Source organism: Lysinibacillus louembei (assembly GCF_033880585.1).
GTDB classification, from domain to species: Bacteria; Bacillota; Bacilli; order Bacillales_A; family Planococcaceae; genus Metasolibacillus; species Metasolibacillus louembei.
In genome coordinates this window covers 2,746,820-2,766,100 of the sequence record NZ_CP137624.1, presented here as the reverse complement: position 1 = coordinate 2,766,100, position 19,281 = coordinate 2,746,820, and the positions used below count along the sequence as shown (strand labels likewise).

The window sequence follows — 19,281 nt, the reverse complement described above, 5'->3', positions numbered from 1 at the left end:
AATTAAAGAAAGCCCGTCATGACGGGCTTTCTAGAGGTTGTCAGTAGACTGACATCGTCTCTTTATTGACGTTTTCGAGTATTTCTTTTACTCTATTTAGAAATTTCCCGCAAACTAATCCATCTAAAACTCGATGATCTAATGATAAACATAAATTCACCATATCACGTGCTGCGAACATATTTCCTTCCATAATAACAGGTCGTTTTACAATTGCTTCCACCTGCAAAATAGCAGCTTGCGGATAATTGATAATACCCATCGACTGAACAGAGCCAAATGAGCCTGTATTATTCACAGTAAATGTACCACCTTGCATATGCTCAGAGCGTAATTTCCCTGTGCGCACTAGCTGTGACAATTCATGAATTTCATGTGCAATGCCTTTAACTGATTTCTCATCGACATTTTTAATAACAGGCACGAATAATGCGTCTTCTGTCGCTACTGCAATCGATAAATTAATATCTTTTTTCTGAATAATTTTATCGCCAGCCCACATTGAATTCATCATTGGGAATTCCTTTAACGCTTGGCTAATCGCTTTCATAAAGAAGGCGAAATACGTTAAATTAAAGCCTTCATTGCGCTTAAATTCATTTTTAAGAGAGTCGCGGTACGCTACTAAATTCGTTACGTCCACTTCCATCATCATCCATGCGTGTGGCACTTCATGCTTGCTACGCAACATATTGTTCGCAATCGCACGACGCACAGCTGTCACAGGAATTTCTACATCACCTGCTGCTGTTGGAATAACTGGCGCAGATGGCGCTTGTACAGGCTCTTGCGCTGCTTGTGGAGCAGACGGTGCTATTGCAGGCGCTTCTACTGGCTGTGCAGGTGCTGTCGGAATTTGTCCAGACGCAATAATCGCTTGAATGTCTTTACGTGTAATACGTCCTCCTACACCGCTACCCTGTACCAATGTTAAATCAATGTTATGCTCTGCCGCCAATGTTAAAACAGCTGGTGAATAGCGTGCTTTGTCGCGTGGTACCTTGACCATTGCTTGCTGTGCAGCAGGCTGAGCTGGTGTTTCCTCTTTATGTTGAACACCTGCATTTAAAATGGCTGAGCTGACATTCGATGTTTTCTCTGCTGATGGCTCACTAACATCTCCTTGTACATCAATCGTACAGACGATAGCACCAACAGGTAACGTTTCCCCTTCATTTGCGATAAGCTCACTGACAATTCCTTCAAAGGAAGAAGGGATTTCTGCATTTACTTTATCTGTATTGACTTCCGCTAACGGATCATATTTATTTACTTTATCGCCCGGCTTGACAAGCCAACGCTCAATTGTTCCCTCTGTTACACTCTCGCCTAACTGGGGCATTACAATATTTTGAATTGCCATTGTTATTCCTCCTTAAAATGCAGCAAGCTCACGCATTGCTTGCTCAACTTTATCAGGATTAATCATGAAGAATTTTTCCATTGTTGGTGCGTAAGGCATTGCAGGTACATCTGGACCAGCTAAACGCTTAATTGGCGCATCTAAATCAAATAAGCAATGCTCCGCAATAATTGCTGACACTTCACTCATAATGCTACCTTCTTTATTATCTTCTGTTACAAGCAACACTTTGCCTGTTTTGCTTGCCGCTTCAATAATCGCTTCTTTATCTAATGGGTAAACTGTACGTAAATCTAAAATATGTGCTTGAATACCGTCTGCCGCTAAGCGCTCTGCTGCTTGCAATGCAAAATGTACTGCTAAGCCGTAAGTGATTACGGTAATATCGTCACCTTCACGTTTCACGTCTGCCTTACCAATCGGTAATGTATAATCATCTGCTGGCACTTCCCCTTTAATTAGACGATACGCACGCTTATGCTCGAAAAATAGCACTGGGTCTTCATCACGAATTGCCGCTTTTAACAAGCCTTTCGCATCATATGGTGTAGAAGGGATAACGATTTTTAAGCCTGGTGTTCCTGCAAATAGCGCCTCTACTGATTGTGAATGGTAAAGCGCTCCGTGGATTCCTCCACCAAATGGTGCACGCACAACTAAAGGACATGTCCAATCATTGTTCGAGCGGTAGCGAATTTTCGCTGCCTCCGACACAATTTGGTTCACTGCTGGCATAATGAAATCAGCAAATTGCATTTCGGCAATTGGACGCATGCCATACATCGCGGCCCCAATCGCAACACCTGCAATCGCGCTTTCTGCTAAAGGTGTATCAAGGACGCGATATTCGCCAAATTGGTTGTAAAGCCCTGATGTTGCTTTAAATACGCCACCTTTGCGTCCAACGTCCTCCCCTAAAATAAAGACGCGCTCATCGCGTTCCATCTCTTCTTTCATTGCTAAATTAATTGCATCAATATAAGACATCACAGCCATTATTCGTCACCCTCCTCAGCATAAACGTATTTCAATGCGTGCTCTGGCTTCGCGTATGGTGCTGCCTCTGCATAATCTGTTGCTTCATTAACAATTGCAGCAATTTTAGCATTTAGCTCCTCAAACGTCTCAGCTGTCGCTACGCCCGCTTCAAGCAAGTAGTTTTCAAATAATAGCAACGGGTCATTTGCCTTACCTTCTGCTATATCTTCCGCTGTTCGATATTGGCGATCGTCATCGTCTGATGAGTGCGCTGTTAAACGATATGTGACCGTTTCAATTAAGCTTGGCCCTTCTCCACGTCTAGCACGATCTGCTGCTTCTTTTACTACTTTATATACTTCAAGTGGATTTTTGCCATCCACTGTAACACCTGGCATACCATAGCCAATACCGCGGTCGGATACTTTCGCACAGCCTAATTGGCGCTCAACAGGCACAGAAATTGCATATTGATTGTTTTCTACCATAATAATAACAGGTAGCTTATGCACGCCTGCGAAGTTTGCTCCTTCATGGAAGTCACCTTGGTTAGACGAGCCCTCCCCCAATGTTACGAAGGTAATAAAATCCTCTTGCTGAATTTTCCCTGCAAGCGCAACACCAACTGCATGTGGTACTTGTGTCGTTACTGGTGAAGAACCTGTTAAAATACGATTCTTCTTTTGCCCAAAGTGCCCTGGCATTTGACGACCACCAGAGTTCGGGTCCTCGGCCTTTGCAAAAGCTGATAGCATTAAATCCTTTGCTGTCATACCAAAATGTAGAACAACGCCCATATCACGATAATATGGTGCGATATAGTCTTTGTTATTATCTAAAGCAAATGCTGCGCCAACCTGTGCAGCCTCCTGTCCTTGACAAGAAATAACAAAAGGTATTTTCCCCGCGCGATTTAATAGCCACATACGCTCATCAATACGTCTTGCCATCAGCATCGTTTCATACATTTTTAATACATCTTCATTTGTTAATCCAAGGTCTTCGTGTTTTAACATACGAACATCCCCTTTCACAGCTTTCTATTTAAGACTGCTAGGAAAACAAGCTTCCTAACAGCTATGTGCTCATTTATTATATGAATCAATTTTTTCAAGTTAGAAGTGAATTGCTCGACCTTCTATTGCCAGTGCAGCTTCCCCAATAATTTCACTTAGTGATGGGTGTGGGTGAATTGTTTGAGCAATCTCCCATGGACTTGCATCAAGCAATAGCGCAAGCGCTGATTCTGAAATCATATCTGTTACATGTGGACCAATCATATGAACGCCTAACAAGTCGTTTGTTTTACTATCTGCAATCATTTTGACAAAGCCTTCCGCATCCCCATGCACTAATGCTTTACCGATTGCTTTAAATGGAAACTTCGCCACCTTGACATCGAAGCCTTGCTCTTTCGCCTGCGCCTCTGTCAAGCCAACGCTTGATGCCTCTGGATACGAATAAATACAGCGTGCCACATTTGGATAATGAATCGCCTCTGTTTTATGTCCTGCAATATGCTCTACCGCAACAATGCCTTCATGTGAAGCGACATGCGCTAACTGCATACCACCAATCGCATCGCCGATTGCATAAATATGGCTTTCCTTCGTTTGATAGTTAGCATTTACTTGAATGTAAGAGCGCTCTGTTACGATTTCGGTATTTTCGAGACCAATACCTTCAGTGTTTGCTGTACGTCCTACGCTCACGAGCATTTTTTCAGCGCTATATGTCTCTGTTGTATCACCAGCAGTAACTGTAATGGATACTTCCTCATCTGCTTTTAACGTTTCCGTCTGCATGCGAGCATTTGTCACAATGCGTACACCGCGCTTCGTTAACGCCTTCGTCATTTCCTTGGAAATATCTGCATCCTCCGTTGGTAAAATGCGATCCCCATACTCCAAAACCGTTACATCCACACCAAAGTCACAAAGCATTGATGCCCATTCAATTCCAATTACGCCACCACCTACAATTAATATAGAAGCAGGTAGTGATTCCAGCTCTAGTGCATGGTCAGAATTTAATATACGTTCTCCGTCAACAGGAATCCCTTCCAGCGTTGCTGGCTTTGAACCAGTTGCGATAATGACATTTGTTGGTACGAGCATTTCATTTTCGCCACCGTCCGCTAGCTCCACTGAAATTGTTCCAGGCATCGGAGAAAATATAGAAGGACCTAATATACGACCTGTACCATAATAAACATCAATTTTACCTTTTTTCATTAAACCTTCGATACCTGCATGTAATGTTTTAATAATGGAGTTTTTACGATTTTGCACTTGTTCAAATTGCAATTTGACGCCTGCTACTTCTACTCCAAATGTTTCACTTTCTTTTGCTGTGCGATATACTTCAGCGCTTCTTAACAGCGCCTTGCTTGGGATACAGCCTTTATGCAAGCATGTGCCTCCTAGCTTCGCCTTTTCAACAACCGCTGTTTTTAAACCGAGCTGTGCTGCTCGAATGGCTGCAACATAACCGCCTGTTCCGCCACCTAAAATGACCACATCATATTCATGTGCCATGAAAAACATCTCCCTTCTTTAGAAAAAAGGAAGCAAAGATTATCTTTACCTCCTTTTCGCCTGTCATGCTTAACGACCGTTTAAAATATTTTTTTCATTGCGTAAAAATTGGCTACGAGATTTCGCAACACGCGCAATACGATCCTCTGCAAGCTTGTTTGCAGCTAAGTATGTCGGTACATCTTGCTCTTTTGAAATTGTTAAGATTTTTGCGATGCTATCGTAAATTGTTTCTACTCGCTTCATCGCACGGTCGCGATTATAGCCATATAGCTCATCTGCTACATTGATTACCCCGCCTGCATTAATCACATAGTCAGGGGCATAAATAATGCCTTTTTCATGTAAAATTTGACCATGACGTGATTCCTGTAGCTGGTTGTTCGCTGAGCCAGCAATGACCTTCGCTTTTAATTGTGGAATCGTCTCATCATTAATAATCGCACCAAGTGCACATGGTGCAAAAATGTCTACATCTTGCTTATAAATGTCAGCTGGGTCAACGGCTGTCGCGCCAAATGCGCTAACAACACGATCAACGGCTGCTTTGTTAATATCTGTTACAACTAATTTTACACCGTCTTTATGTAAATACTCACATAGTGTATATGCAACGTTTCCTAGCCCTTGTACAGCAACTGTACGTCCTTCAAGTATATCTGTACCAAATGCTTCTTTCGCAGCTGCTTTAATACCTAAATAAACGCCATATGCCGTTACAGGAGATGGGTTACCCGATGAACCAAACGCTGGTGAAATACCTGTCACATAGTTTGTTTCCTCATGGATTAAATCCATATCAGTTACTGTTGTCCCAACATCCTCTGCTGTAATATAACGACCATTTAAGCCTTGAATAAAGCGACCTAATGCACGGAACATTTCTTCGTTTTTATCTTTAAATGGATCGCCGATAATAACCGTTTTGCCTCCGCCTAAATTTAAGCCTGCTGCCGCATTTTTGTAAGTCATACCACGCGCTAATCGCAATGCATCCTCGATTGCATCTTCCTCTGATGCATATGTCCACATACGTGAACCACCGAGTGCTGGTCCTAACGTCGTATCATGGATTGCAATAATTGCCTTTAAGCCCGATTCTTTGTCCTGACAAAAAACGAGTTGTTCATAATCATACTTTTCCATGTACTTAAAGATTTCCATTGCATATACCCCTTTCAACTAAAAGAAAGCGTTTACTTTCTTGTTTACTGTTGTGTTTTTCAAAAGTTCACAATTTCGCCATGAAAAAACCATTTATTTTCACTGCTTATTTTTACAATACGTTTAAATTCGTTTTTAATCAACAATTATTATGCAATCCATAATAATTAAGAATTTTCTAACTATTCAGAGGTTACTGAAACATGGCAAAAACAGCACAATGACGCCTGTTTTCTTGACAATATTATAAGGGGTTGTACAATAAATAAGATAGAGTTAGGAGGTAGGAAAATGGCTCGAATGGCTGCATTTATTGTACTACTAATTCCTGGACTTATGGCAGCTGCTGGAATTAAATTGATGCGAGATACACTGTTCGGTGTGTTGATTTCTCCCATCCCTTGGATTTGGTTACAATTTGTCATTGGGATTATTTTATTTTTAATCGGCTTCGGCTTTTTTGCAGGCTTCTTACTACACAGAGATCGTAAAAAAGGAAAAGTAGCAGAGCGTTGGCAAAAATAAAAAGGTGTAGGAAAATGGTTTACAACCTCTCTTCCTACACCTTTCCTATATGCTATTTTTCGCTACAATATCTGGATAATCCGTAATCCACCCTACAACACTTGGATGTGGCTGAGCAATAAAAGACTCCTTGCCCGTGATGCTATAAAAGCGAATGTTTTTTCCCGCATACTCGCACGCTTTTAAATAGTTGCGCTTATAATATTTTTTATGCGCATGGATTGTATCGATATGTGATAATTTCCCCAATTTTGTCCAATCAAATTTTTTCGTCACTAAAAATGCCGTTTCTATATGTGGACAATGTTTTTTCACAATAATAAGTAACTGCTCATAAAATGATGAAAAATGGCTGTGAGCTGGCAGGCGAATCGTTTTTAATAGCTGAATTAATGCATCTTGATTTGTCATTAGTGATTCCTTTAGCTCAATGTTCAAGGCCACGTTTTCCTTATTCGCCCATTCAATGATATCATGCAGTTTGGGCATATGCTTCGTTGAGAAAATACGCGAAAAGCGCTTTCCTAAACGGTAGCTTTGCAGCTCTTCTAACGAACAGTCCTGTACAAGCCGATTCACACCTGTTAAACGCTTTATATTATTATCGTGAAAAACTATCAATTGTCCATCTTTTGAGCATTGCACATCCAATTCGATACCATTTGCACCGAGCTTTAGCGCTTTTTGAAATGCCTCCATTGTGTTTTCAAGAGCGTAGGCAGAAGCACCTCGATGTGCATATATCGGAAGGCTCATTTATACATTCAACTCCCCTGAATCCAATAAAAATGTACCATTTGTCATTTTTGTTAAAAGAGATGATTTCTTACCAATTTGAATATACGTACCAGGGTACGCTTCCTTCGTAATTTTAATTTCCTCTTTTCCAGCGTTGTGTAAATCATTAATGCTCACTTTAATTTCGTTATCTAAGCTTGCGACATATTTTTTTAATGCGTTGATTTTTTGCTTCACTTGCTCGACAACAGCTGCTTGCTGACTATTTAATGTGCCCTGTGATGACAAAATTTTTTCCAATTGCGCCTCATATTTCACAATTTCATCCTGCTCATTTTTCAATAGCTTCGCTTTTTCTTGAATGATTGCTTGCAGCTCTTTTTTATTGAATGTATTAATAATAAGCTCTGTTCTGCGTTCTAAGTGATTACCTGCAATAGCCGATACAATCATATCCTTCGCTGTTGCCGTTCCACCTATAATTTTCCCCTTGCGCTCATCTAAAAAAATAGAATTTGCTGATAAGTGCGAGCCTAACGAATAAGATCCAATATGAATTTCTCCATTGGCTTTTAAATTTGCTTCATTTACGTGCTTTATATATATATTTCCTCCAGCCTCGATTTCGGTTTCCCCTAAACCGAAAACGCCGCCACGAATGTAAATATCGCCCTCTAATGAACGAATAAGCTTAGCCCCTGTTATTCCTTCATTTGACTCAATGGAAATATCCCCTTTTGCGATAATGGAAAAACCGCTTTGTACAGTTCCTCGAACGGTTAAAGAGCCTTGAAAATCGATGTTGCCTGTTTCAATACCGATATCATTATTAATGGATAAATGATGGCTAATTGTTAACTGCCCTTGCACTTGACCTAATGCACCAGCATATTTAGAACGTAAAACAATTTTGCCATCCTCTTCTACTTCATAAGCTGCTTTGCGATCATATTTTAAAGGGATATCCTTGCCGTGAGCAGCCACAATAGTTTCTCCAAAAATGGTTTGGCCATCAACTCCTGGCTGTGCCAATATTTTTTCACCGAGCCAGCTATCCTCATGTATTTCAAAAATAAAATTCATTTCATAGTAATCGGCTTTCCCATCCTCTTGAATAACCGGTTTACGTTCAGGTATTTCCAAATATGTAATTTTTGCATCCTCACCTTTAATCGGTGGTGTGCCTTGTGCAATTAAATATGCTTTTGTTGGAACAATTTTTTCTATTTGAATTGGTTGAATACCATGAACAATCTTTTTTTGCTGTAAAAGGCTTTCAATTTCAGCGATGAAGCGCTCACTATTTTGCTGTAATTCCTCTACAGTTTCATAAATAAAAAGTGAAGCTGACATATTATCACGCGCTACTTCAATTTCGATATTGGGCAGCCATATACCAATTTCAGTTGTCGTCTCACTTTCTGTTGCTAATACATTTTTTAATACAGCAAAATTAGTCAACTTGACACGTGGATGTGATCTCAAAATAGTATCAAAGTCCTTTAAAGGAAAACCCGATTTGATTGTGCGAATAAACACTTTTCCATTTTGCTCTGTCATTTCAAAATAATCATTCGTAAAAATAGACACATAATTCCTCCTTCCCCTTCTTATTTAGTATATACAATAAACAAGCATTTGTTTAGTCGTTTTATAAAATTCTCAAAAAAACTAGAAAATTGTTAATTTTATTGCATTTAGATGGAATAAGCCATCTATCCTACTTAAAATAAGTTAAATAGATTGGAAAATAGATATAGGTCTTTTAGCCTACAAATATCAAAGATTTCATTATTTGTGAATAGAGCCTATATGCACTTGTTCATACATACACCATGAAATAATTTGGTTTTGACATACAAAACACACGCTCATTATCCGTAGCGAGAAACGAGCGTGTGCTTAATATATACATTTAATTATTTATAGCTCTCAAACAGCCATCTTCACACTCAGCTCGCCACTAACTCAATGCGAATTTTATCCGCAATCATGGCGATGAATTCTGAATTTGTTGGCTTCGATTTTAGGTGGTGCACCGTATAACCAAACATTTCGGAAATCGATTCATAGTTCCCTCTATTCCATGCAACTTCGATAGCATGACGAATCGCACGCTCTACACGTGATGGTGTTGTATTGAATTTTTCTGCGATATCTGGATATAAAATTTTCGTTACAGAGCTAAGTAGCTCGATATCGTAATAAACCATTTGAATCGCTTCACGTAAATAAACATAGCCTTTAATGTGTGCTGGCACGCCAATTTCTTTAATGATTGCTGTAATTGTCGTATCAAGCTGACGCTGGTCAACCTTTTGTGCACCTTTCGGCTGTAGCACGCTCGTACGCTGTTGCTTTGTTGGCTCAGGTGCATGCTTCGCACATTGTAGAATTTTTTGCTCTAGCTGCTCGAATTCAAAAGGCTTCAGCATAAAGTAGGAAGCACCATAGTTTACTGCTTGCTTCATAACATCCTCTTGTCCAAAGGCTGTTAGCATAATAACTTGCATATTTTCTAAACGATTATCGTTATATAAAGTCTCTAATACCGCTAAGCCGTCGAGATGTGGCATAATGATATCAAGCAACAAAACATCAGGTTGGACCTCTTCTAACATTTTAATGCATATTTTACCGTTTTGTGCAGTCGCAATTAATTCGATATGCGTATGATCTGTGAAATATGCTTCCATCGCTTTCAACAAATCTCGATTATCATCCGCAACTGCAATTTTTACTTTTGACATTTATAAAGCCCCCTTAAATAATTAATTTCTACAGTTTCCCCTATCAGTTACACCGAGGCGTAATTGCGACTAGATTTTTTTCGAGCTCGAAAAAATCTATGCCATCCGCCAGAAGTTTTATCATGACTCAGCGGACGTTTAGACACTTGTCGCAGAAAAAATTGCTGAATCATGATAAATAATCCCAATTTGATTATGGAGTACCGCTTTTGAGTTTTCGACATATTTAATAAAAACCCTTTATTATGTATGAAAAATAAACATGAAGTTATATAAATTCCTTATATAGTGACAAAAAGCTACTTTTTTCCACAAATTACGAAACCATTCCTTGTTATTTTATCAGAAAAATTTGTAAAAGACTATACCCGAAAGAATTGGTATAGTCTTTTAGTCCTTATTTTGGTGATTTTTTTAGCATTTCTCCTATCGACAAAGCAGCACCTTTTGCAGGATGTTCGACAAACATATGCGTTACCGCACCGACAAAACGGTCATTTTGAATGATTGGGCTACCGCTCATTCCTTGTAAAATGCCGCCTGTTTTACTTAATAATTTAGGGTCAGTTACGCGAAATACAATATTGGCTCCATCAACTTTATCAATGGTAATTGCAAATTTTTCAACTTTTTCGCCTTCAATCGCTGTCAGCATTTGCGCTTCTCCGCGCTTTATTTCTGAATCATGCATAATTTCCATTGGCTGTCGCAAACTTTGTGATAAACCTTGTTCCCATTCTCCAAATACGCCATAAACATTGTTAAACAAAACGTTACCTAGTCGCTGCCGATCCTTATTTACAATCGAAATTTTATAACCAGGCTGACCAGGTTCACTTTTTTTCACCTGTGAAATGGAGGCTAAAAAAATGGCGCCGTCAATAAATGGAGGTGGCGTTGTCAATGCACTGTCGACAATTTGATGGCCAAGCGCTCCATATTCGTTCGTTGTAGGGTCAAGAAATGTCAAAGTTCCAATGCCATCTGTTTCATCTTTTAAAAAGGGCAACACATTTTGTATTTCTTCGCTTGTTAAGTTTAAAACTTTCTCTTTGTTCGCACGTTCAATGCGCAATGCTGATGGCTCTTTAATTTCAGCAAATTGCTGTATTTGATTAATCTCTTGCTCATCAACTGCGAGCACTTTATCACCTTGCTTTAACCATTCGCCATTTGGTAAAAGTATGTCATGTGATACGTAAATAAAGGGTAGTTTTAACTGAATACCAATTGATTGCCCCATTGGTATGAGTTCCTTTGCAGATACTTGCACAGGAATCAAAATAAAGAAAATAACGAGTAAAAGATTACGCAAATGGCACATTTCGTTGTCACCTCCTTTTCATCTTACCGATACTATGTGCGGACTTTTCATGAGTTATGAACGGTAAATATTTGTCGAAACAAAAGCTGTCTGAAAAGCAAGCTAACGCTTGGCGTCTCTGACAGCTCTTAACGGTTTTATTGAAATATAAGCCAATTGGAAAAATGAATATACTGGATTCAGTGGCATTTACTCACTACGATTAGGAGCTGCCTGAAAATCAGACAGCTCCTTAAAAATTTTATAGCATTGCTCTTTTTCTTGTATCTGCAATTTCTACAAGTTCCTGTGCATGCTGCAATGTTAAATCGGTAATTTCCGCACCACTCATCATGCGGCTTACTTCCTCAATACGGGCACGTTCTTTAATTTCCGTCACTGTTGTAAATGTACGGTCATGCTCAACTTGCTTTTTAATTAAATAATGCTGATCGGCCATCGCAGCCACCTGTGGTAAATGTGAAATGCAAAGCACTTGTGAATGAATAGAGATTGCCGCAATTTTTTCAGCAATCGCCTGTGCTACACGCCCACTTACACCTGTATCGACCTCATCGAAAATAATCGATGTAATGCCGTTTGTTGAAGAAAAGATTGTTTTTAATGCAAGCATCATACGCGACAACTCACCGCCTGAAGCAATTTTTGGCAACGATTTCGGTGGCTCGCCTACATTTGTTGAAATGTAGAATGCGACATAATCTTTCCCATATGCATCAAATGTATCCAAGGATTCAAATTTAACGATAAATTTTGCCTTTTCCATATGTAACACACGCAATTGCTCCATAATCGCTTCACTTAAAAGCACCGCATGCTTTTTACGAATCGCAGTTAATTGCTCTGCTAGCTGCTGTAGCTCTACTTCCATTTGACGCAAACGTTGCTCATTTTTTTGGATGGTTTCGTCATGATTCATTAGCTGCATTAACTCCTCCGAAATTTTATCATAATAGGCTAAAATTTCTTCAACAGTCGTGCCATATTTACGCTTCATCGTTTGATACTGTGCCAAACGTTGCTCAACCTCGTTTAAGCGACCTGCATCAAATTCCAATTCATCCAATACATTTTTTATTTGATAACTAGCATCCTGCAATGCATAAAAGCTTGTTGTCACTGCCTCTGTAGCTTCTTTAAATTGCTCATCTAATGAAGCGATATCATCAAGTGCTGACATCGCATTGCCAATATAATCTAAGCCATGCTGCTCAGCTGAAATCGCCTCATAGGCGATGCTTGCACGCTCAAAAATTTTATGGAAATTCATTAAGCGCAAGCGCTCTTCAGTGAGTGTCTCTTCCTCGCCAAGTTTTAGCCCTGCGTCTTCAAGCTCATTCATTTGAAATTGGTATAAATCAATGCGCTGTGCCATTCGTTGCTCATCTAAGCTAAGTGCAGCAACTTCACGCTTCAAATTGCGATAAGCTTCATATTTTTCACTATAGATTGTTAAAACGGGCGCAAGCTCATCCTGCGCAAAATGGTCTAATAAATGAATATGCTGCTTTTCATCCATCAGCTCTTGATTTTCATGCTGACCATGTATATCAATTAAGCTGCCACCAATTTCACGCAAAACATTTGTCGGAACAAGCTTGCCATTAATGCGACAAACGCTTTTGCCGTTATCATTAATATCACGACGTAAAATAATGGTGCCATCCTCAAATTCAATCCCAGCTTCATCAAGCTTTGCAAAAACCGGATGGTGATCATCCATAATATGAAAGAGACCACCAAGTTCTGCTTTTCTTGCGCCATGACGGATAAATTCCTGTGAGGCACGACCACCTGCAAGTAAATGCACGGCATCAATAATAATGGACTTACCAGCACCCGTTTCACCTGTTAAAACAGTTAAACCATCCGCAAAGCTTACTGTTAAATCATCAATAATCGCAAAATTGCGAATACTTATCTCTCTTAGCAAAAAACCCACCTCTTATAGCATATCTAATAAACGCTCTTTAATCATTTCTCGATCTGCCTCTGTTCGACAAATAAGTAAAATCGTATCATCCCCAGAAATTGTACCTAATAGCTCGTCCCAATCTAAATGATCAAGCAAGGAAGCGATAGCATTGGCATTCCCTGGTAACGCTTTGACCACTAAAAAATGTGACGCACCATCAATACTAACAAAGGCATCCGCTAATGCACGACGCAGCTTTTGAATTGGATTAAAACGCTGATCTGCGGGCAAGCTATATTTGTAGCGACCATCCTGCATTGGCACTTTTACAAGATGCAGCTCTTTAATATCGCGTGACACGGTTGCCTGCGTTACATTATAGCCCGCATTTTTTAAATGCATAACTAAATCATCCTGTGTCTCAATTTCATTATTTGTAATAATATCACGAATTCGAATATGGCGTTGACCTTTATTCAATTTCCTCACCTCTTATGAATAATTATGTATTTGTATTAATAACACTACCACTTCATCCAAAAAAGTACAAGAAAAATAGGCATAGACAACTCAAAATGCTACCGCATATTGATGCCTCTACCTATTCCCATCATTATGTGCCCTTTAATTCATGGTGAGCTTGTGCGACAATTTGCTCAAAATCAGTGAAAGGTTCAATTGTTTGCCCATCTTGCGGATTAACAAGATGGAATAAAAATTCAATATTCCCTTCTCCTCCGGTAATTGGTGAATAGGAGGCATCCTTTACTACAAAGCCAACATTTGTCGCCATTTGTGCCGTTTGTTGCAACACCTCTAAATGAATTTTCGCATCACGCACAATACCCTTTTTACCAACATTTTCTTTACCAGCCTCAAACTGCGGCTTTACTAAAGCCATCACATCGCCACCAGGTAGCAAAATCGTTTTTAATACAGGTAATATTAAAGATAAGGAAATAAAGGATACATCAATTGTTGCAAAATCAGGCAAGCCTTCTACTAAATCTTCAGGCTTTGTATAACGGAAATTTGTTTTTTCCATGACCGTTACACGCTCATCTGAACGGATTTTCCAAGCCAACTGATTGGAGCCTACGTCTAATGCATAGCAATGACGCGCTCCATTCTGTAATGCACAGTCTGTAAAACCACCCGTTGAGGAACCAATATCTAGCATTAATTTGCCTTCGACCGATAGCTCAAATACTTCAAGTGCTTTTTCAAGCTTTAACCCGCCACGACTGACATATTTTAATTGTGACCCCTTCACTTGCAGCGGTGCATCAACGGCAATTTTTTCGCCTGCCTTATCGATGCGCTCCTCGTTTGTATAAACGAGTCCAGCCATAATGGAGCGCTTCGCCTTTTCACGCGTTTCACAAAGCCCACGCTCCACTAATAAAATATCTACACGTTCTTTCGGTTGTTTTGTCATACAGTTTTCAAACTTTCCTGCTGCTTTAATTGGATAAGCTTTTCGATACGCTGTACTGCCTCTTCAGCTGTTACACCGATTTCCGCTAATAATTCGTCTACATTGCCATGCTCAATAAATTCATCTGGAATTCCGATACGATCAATTAGTGTACTATAACGATGATTCGCAGCAAACTCTAACACAGCACTGCCGAAGCCACCTTGTAATACAGCCTCTTCAATCGTTAAAATTGGCATATTTTCTTGCATGAACTCATGTAGCATCGCTGTATCTAACGGTTTAATAAAGCGTGCGTTAACAATTTTCACGCTTATACCTTGCTGCGCTAATGCCTCTGCCGCTTCAAACGCCATTGGAATCGTTGTACCAAATGTTAAAATGGCTGCATCTGTTCCTTCACGTAACACTTCCCACGTACCGATTGGAATCGCTACCATTTCTTCATCAAGCGGCACGCCAATACCGTTGCCACGTGGATAACGTAGCGCGATTGGTCCATCATTATATTCAAGCGCTGTTTTCACCATATGTTGCCCTTCATTCTCATCCTTTGGCATCATTAACACCATGTTCGGGATATGACGTAAAAAGGCAATATCAAATACGCCTTGGTGTGTTTCACCATCTGCACCAACTAAGCCTGCACGGTCAATACCGATAAAGACATTTAAGTTTGGCCTTGCAATATCATGTAACACTTGGTCATATGCACGCTGTAAAAATGTTGAGTAAATCGCTAAAAATGGCTTCATTTCCTGTGTCGCTAACCCTGCTGCCATCGTCGCTGCATGTTGCTCTGCAATGCCGACATCAAAGAAGCGTTCAGGGAAATCACGTTGAATGCTTTCTAGCTTCGAACCGACAGGCATAGCAGGCGTAATCGCCACAATGCGCTCATCTGTTTCCATACATTTATGAACAGATTGAGCAATTAAGCTACTCCATGCTGGACCTGCTGTAGCAGATTTCACAAAAGCACCTGTCTCCATTTTATATGGGCCCGTTCCATGCCAAGTACCAACTGTATCATCTTCGGCAGGCTTATAGCCCTTGCCCTTTTTTGTAATGACATGTACAAGCACAGGACCTTTTACTTTTTTCGCATAGTCTAATGTTTTTTCAAGCGCTTCAAAATCATGACCGTCAATTGGTCCTAAATATTTAAAGCCTAGCTCCTCGAAAAAGACACCAGATACGACTAAATATTTTAAGCTATCTTTCACTTTTTCCGCCGTTTGTGCAAGTTTCCCACCGACAACAGGAATTTTATTCATTAACGATTCAAGCTCTTCCTTCGCTTTTGAATATTCCTTTGCTGTACGCAGGCGACCTAACACATTGTGCAATGCACCAACATTTGGTGCAATGGACATTTCATTATCATTTAAAATGACAATCATATTCGTTTTTTCATGACCGATATGATTTAATGCCTCTAATGCCATACCACCTGTTAATGCACCATCACCGATAATTGGAATGACATAATTTTTATCCTTTTTAATATCTCGAGCAGCAGCCATTCCCATCGCGGCTGATAAAGATGTTGAGCTGTGCCCTGTTTCCCATTCATCATGCTCACTTTCAACACGCTTTGGGAAACCGCATAAACCTTTAAATTGACGTAATGTATCAAACTCTCCAGCACGTCCTGTTAAAATTTTATGAACGTATGCTTGATGTCCTACATCCCATAAAAATTTATCCTTTGGGCTATTAAACGTTTTATGCAACGCAATTGTTAGCTCTACAACACCTAAATTCGGCCCAATATGTCCTCCTGTGACAGAGCACTTTTCTATTAGAAATGAGCGAATGTCAGAAGCTAATGCTTCCAGCTGCTGCTGATTCAAATTTTTCAAAAAGGATGGATTAGTTATTTTAGTTAAATCCACCTCATCCACACACCTTTACATTTAAATATTCACCGTATTGTGATTTCTCTATTATAACAGTGTCCTTTGCCCATGTCATAAAAAACGCTGTTTTTCTACAATGACAGACAATTTGCTTTCTTCAAAGCCCGCAAAACATCGTACCATTTATTTATTGCGTTTGACAATATAGTTTGCAAATTCGTGGAGTAGTGTCGTATCTTTCGATAAGCGCTGTAATGCAGCAATTGCTAATTCGAAATGCTCATTTAATTTTTCCTTTGCCCCATCTAATGTTAACAATGCAGGATACGTGCTTTTCTCGCTTGCAATATCTTTTCCCGCCGTTTTCCCTAGCTGCTCAGACGTTCCTTCAATATCTAAAATATCATCTTGAATTTGGAATGCTAAGCCAATATGATGTGCATAGTCCACTAGTGCCACTCTTTCTTCAGCTGTCGCACGCGCTAAAATGGCACCTGACTCAATGCTATAACGCAGCAATGCACCCGTTTTATTGACATGCACCTGCTCAAGCTCCTGTAAATTTAATTGGCGCTTTTCGCCGTCCATATCCAAGACCTGACCACCAACCATGCCTTCTGCTCCTGCTGCAATGCTTAATAAATTAATTAATTCAATTTTTGTATCAGCTGCAATCGGCATGCGTGCTAAAATGCCGAAGCTCAACGTGTTCAGCGCATCTCCTGCTAGCGTTGCTAACGCTTCGCCATAAACGACATGATTCGTTGGCTTTCCTCGACGCAAAGCATCATCATCCATACATGGTAAATCGTCATGGATTAATGAATACGTGTGAATCATTTCAACGCAAGCCCCAACTGTATATGCCGGTGCCATGTCGACTTGAAAATAATCACAAACAGCCGCAACAAATAATGGACGAATTCTTTTGCCGCCAGCATTTAATGAATATAGCATCGAATCCTTTAATATAGTAGGTGCTACGATGTTTTCAACTAAATGCACCATTTCCTTTTCAATAGCTGGTGTATGCGCTTCGATAAATGTTGTTAATTGCATGCTTTACTTCTCTCCATTCCCCGCTTGAAACGGCTGCTTATTCCCATTTTCATCAACGATTGAAATTAATTGCTGCTCCGCATGCTGCAATTTATCATTGCAAAACTTGGAATATTCCATTCCTTTTTTATATAAATCAATCGCTTCCTCTAAAGGCACTTCGCCTTGCTCTAGCTTGCGGACAATGTCTTCTAATTCGGTCATCGCCTGTGCAAATGTTAAATTTTCCATCCATCATTCCCCCTTCTGTAGCTCAATGTCCATCACCTTCGCACGAACAATCCCATCTTGGTAATGAATTTCAATTGCATCGTCGAGCGCTAACTGTGCAGCCTCTTTGATAACTTGGTTTTCTCGATATGTTAAATTAAAGCCTTTTTCCATCATCGCCAACGGATTTAAAGCAGCAAGTGTGCGTATTGTTGAATGCAACTGTGATTTTCCCTCGTTTAAACGATGCTGTACAGCACGATTTAGCTCATTATGCAATTGTGCTAATTTTTGCTGCTCCATTTGGATTGATTTTTGAGGAGAGAAAAACTGCATTTTAGCAAATGTTTTTTCAGCCTCATTGCGTTTTTTCAGCATATATACTTGCATTGCTTGCTGCAATTTCATATCAGTGTGTGCCAAGCGCTCAATAAAAGGACGATACAATTTTTCGGGCGTTGCTAACGGATAAGATTGTTGATACTTTTGTAGACGATTCCTTTCAAAGCGAAGTTGCGCTGTTACAATTTGCTGTAACCTTGCCACATTCGTCGTAATGCGCTCCTTTAGCTCATGCTGGTTTGGCACAGCAAGCTCCGCTGCTGCTGTTGGTGTCGGTGCGCGCAAATCAGCAACAAAATCGGCAATTGTCGTATCGGTCTCATGCCCAACTGCACTAATAATTGGAATGCGACTTTCGAAAATTGCACGTGCTACAATTTCTTCATTAAAAGCCCATAAATCCTCAATTGAGCCACCGCCACGTCCTACGATTAACACATCACATTGTGCATGTCGATTGGCTAATTGAATGTTTTTGGCAATATTTGCGGCTGCACCTGCTCCTTGCACAAGCGTTGGATAGATGCATATTTCCGCCTGTGGATAGCGACGTTGAATCGTTGTGCAAATATCCCGAATTGCTGCACCTGTCGTCGCTGTCAACACGCCAATTGCTTTCGGAAAGGGCGGGATTGCTTGCTTAAAATTCGGATTGAATAAGCCTTCCCTTTGTAAAGTTTCCTTCAGCTGTTGAAAGGCGATAAATAAGCCCCCAATACCGTCTGGCTCCATTGTTTGTACATACAACTGATAAATACCTGCCGTTTCGTAAACGTTGACATCCCCACGAATATAAACCATCATGCCTTCCTCTGGCTTAAATGCGAGCTTTGCTGCTGCCGTGCGAAACATCGTTGCTTGAATGCGGGCAGCATCATCTTTTAATGTAAAATAAATGTGGCCAGAGCTATGCATTTTTACGTTAGAGAGCTCTCCTTTTACATACACTTCACGTAAATGAGGATCAGCATCAAATTTTCTTTTAATATATTTTGTCAATGCTTTGACAGTTAAATAAGAAGAGTTGCTCAAAGCGCCATCTCCCCTTTCTTTACCTTGTTCAGTTTAACTTGAAA

At 40.0% G+C, this 19,281-nt stretch carries 17 protein-coding genes; 1 reads left to right on the top strand and 16 read right to left on the bottom strand.

The window, feature by feature from the left end; translation table 11 throughout:
• Window positions 1–40: 40 nt before the first annotated feature.
• The 5 genes from R6U77_RS13755 to R6U77_RS13735 all read right to left on the bottom strand — a co-directional run bounded on the left by R6U77_RS13755 (window position 41) and on the right by R6U77_RS13735 (window position 6,042).
• Entirely contained in the window at window positions 41–1,363 is a 1,323-nt protein-coding gene (locus R6U77_RS13755; RefSeq protein WP_319836062.1) for a dihydrolipoamide acetyltransferase family protein, read from the bottom strand.
• A 12-nt stretch (window positions 1,364–1,375) separates the two neighbouring features.
• A complete protein-coding gene (locus R6U77_RS13750; protein WP_319836061.1) occupies window positions 1,376–2,359 on the bottom strand; it encodes an alpha-ketoacid dehydrogenase subunit beta in 984 nt (327 codons plus the stop codon).
• Window positions 2,359–3,357 carry a thiamine pyrophosphate-dependent dehydrogenase E1 component subunit alpha gene (locus R6U77_RS13745; protein ID WP_319836060.1) on the bottom strand — a complete coding sequence of 333 codons (999 nt, stop codon included), beginning with the start codon at window positions 3,355–3,357 and terminating at the stop codon, window positions 2,359–2,361. The genes R6U77_RS13750 and R6U77_RS13745 overlap by 1 nt, the downstream gene beginning before the upstream one ends.
• A 99-nt stretch (window positions 3,358–3,456) precedes the next feature.
• Window positions 3,457–4,878 (bottom strand): dihydrolipoyl dehydrogenase, encoded by a 1,422-nt coding sequence (lpdA, locus tag R6U77_RS13740; protein WP_293920529.1) that lies wholly within the window; start codon window positions 4,876–4,878, stop codon window positions 3,457–3,459.
• A gap of 69 nt (window positions 4,879–4,947) precedes the next feature.
• Window positions 4,948–6,042: a Glu/Leu/Phe/Val family dehydrogenase gene (locus R6U77_RS13735; protein WP_293920530.1), complete on the bottom strand. Its 1,095-nt coding sequence runs from the start codon at window positions 6,040–6,042 to the stop codon at window positions 4,948–4,950.
• Between the two features lie 291 nt (window positions 6,043–6,333).
• Here R6U77_RS13735 and R6U77_RS13730 point away from each other — a divergent pair, with 291 nt between their 5' ends.
• Window positions 6,334–6,567: a DUF2627 domain-containing protein gene (locus R6U77_RS13730; RefSeq protein ID WP_293920531.1), complete on the top strand. Its 234-nt coding sequence runs from the start codon at window positions 6,334–6,336 to the stop codon at window positions 6,565–6,567.
• Between the two features lie 45 nt (window positions 6,568–6,612).
• Here R6U77_RS13730 and R6U77_RS13725 read toward each other — a convergent pair whose 3' ends face one another.
• The 11 genes from R6U77_RS13725 to xseA all read right to left on the bottom strand — a co-directional run bounded on the left by R6U77_RS13725 (window position 6,613) and on the right by xseA (window position 19,237).
• Window positions 6,613–7,323: a glycerophosphodiester phosphodiesterase gene (locus tag R6U77_RS13725; protein ID WP_293920532.1), complete on the bottom strand. Its 711-nt coding sequence runs from the start codon at window positions 7,321–7,323 to the stop codon at window positions 6,613–6,615.
• Window positions 7,324–8,895, bottom strand: coding sequence for a flagellar assembly protein A (locus R6U77_RS13720; protein ID WP_319836059.1), 1,572 nt, complete (start codon window positions 8,893–8,895; stop codon window positions 7,324–7,326).
• A 362-nt stretch (window positions 8,896–9,257) separates the two neighbouring features.
• Window positions 9,258–10,055, bottom strand: coding sequence for a sporulation transcription factor Spo0A (gene spo0A, locus R6U77_RS13715; RefSeq protein WP_319836058.1), 798 nt, complete (start codon window positions 10,053–10,055; stop codon window positions 9,258–9,260).
• A gap of 397 nt (window positions 10,056–10,452) precedes the next feature.
• The gene (locus R6U77_RS13710) at window positions 10,453–11,379 is read right to left on the bottom strand and encodes a SpoIVB peptidase S55 domain-containing protein (RefSeq protein WP_319836057.1); all 927 of its coding nucleotides are present in this window, start codon (window positions 11,377–11,379) and stop codon (window positions 10,453–10,455) included.
• Window positions 11,380–11,620: 241 nt separating this feature from the next.
• Window positions 11,621–13,312, bottom strand: coding sequence for a DNA repair protein RecN (gene recN / locus R6U77_RS13705; protein WP_319836056.1), 1,692 nt, complete (start codon window positions 13,310–13,312; stop codon window positions 11,621–11,623).
• 12 nt (window positions 13,313–13,324) lie between these two features.
• On the bottom strand, window positions 13,325–13,774 hold the full coding sequence (ahrC, locus tag R6U77_RS13700; protein ID WP_293920537.1) for a transcriptional regulator AhrC/ArgR: 450 nt from the start codon (window positions 13,772–13,774) through the stop codon (window positions 13,325–13,327).
• Between the two features lie 133 nt (window positions 13,775–13,907).
• Entirely contained in the window at window positions 13,908–14,732 is an 825-nt protein-coding gene (locus R6U77_RS13695) for a TlyA family RNA methyltransferase (protein ID WP_319836055.1), read from the bottom strand.
• On the bottom strand, window positions 14,729–16,630 hold the full coding sequence (gene dxs / locus R6U77_RS13690) for a 1-deoxy-D-xylulose-5-phosphate synthase (RefSeq protein WP_319836054.1): 1,902 nt from the start codon (window positions 16,628–16,630) through the stop codon (window positions 14,729–14,731). Before dxs ends, R6U77_RS13695 begins: the two co-directional genes overlap by 4 nt.
• Window positions 16,631–16,777: 147 nt before the next feature.
• Window positions 16,778–17,653: a polyprenyl synthetase family protein gene (locus R6U77_RS13685; protein WP_319836053.1), complete on the bottom strand. Its 876-nt coding sequence runs from the start codon at window positions 17,651–17,653 to the stop codon at window positions 16,778–16,780.
• A gap of 3 nt (window positions 17,654–17,656) precedes the next feature.
• Window positions 17,657–17,884, bottom strand: a complete 228-nt coding sequence (xseB, locus tag R6U77_RS13680; protein WP_293920541.1) for an exodeoxyribonuclease VII small subunit — start codon at window positions 17,882–17,884, stop codon at window positions 17,657–17,659.
• A gap of 3 nt (window positions 17,885–17,887) precedes the next feature.
• Window positions 17,888–19,237, bottom strand: a complete 1,350-nt coding sequence (xseA, locus tag R6U77_RS13675; RefSeq protein WP_319836052.1) for an exodeoxyribonuclease VII large subunit — start codon at window positions 19,235–19,237, stop codon at window positions 17,888–17,890.
• Window positions 19,238–19,281: the final 44 nt, after the last annotated feature.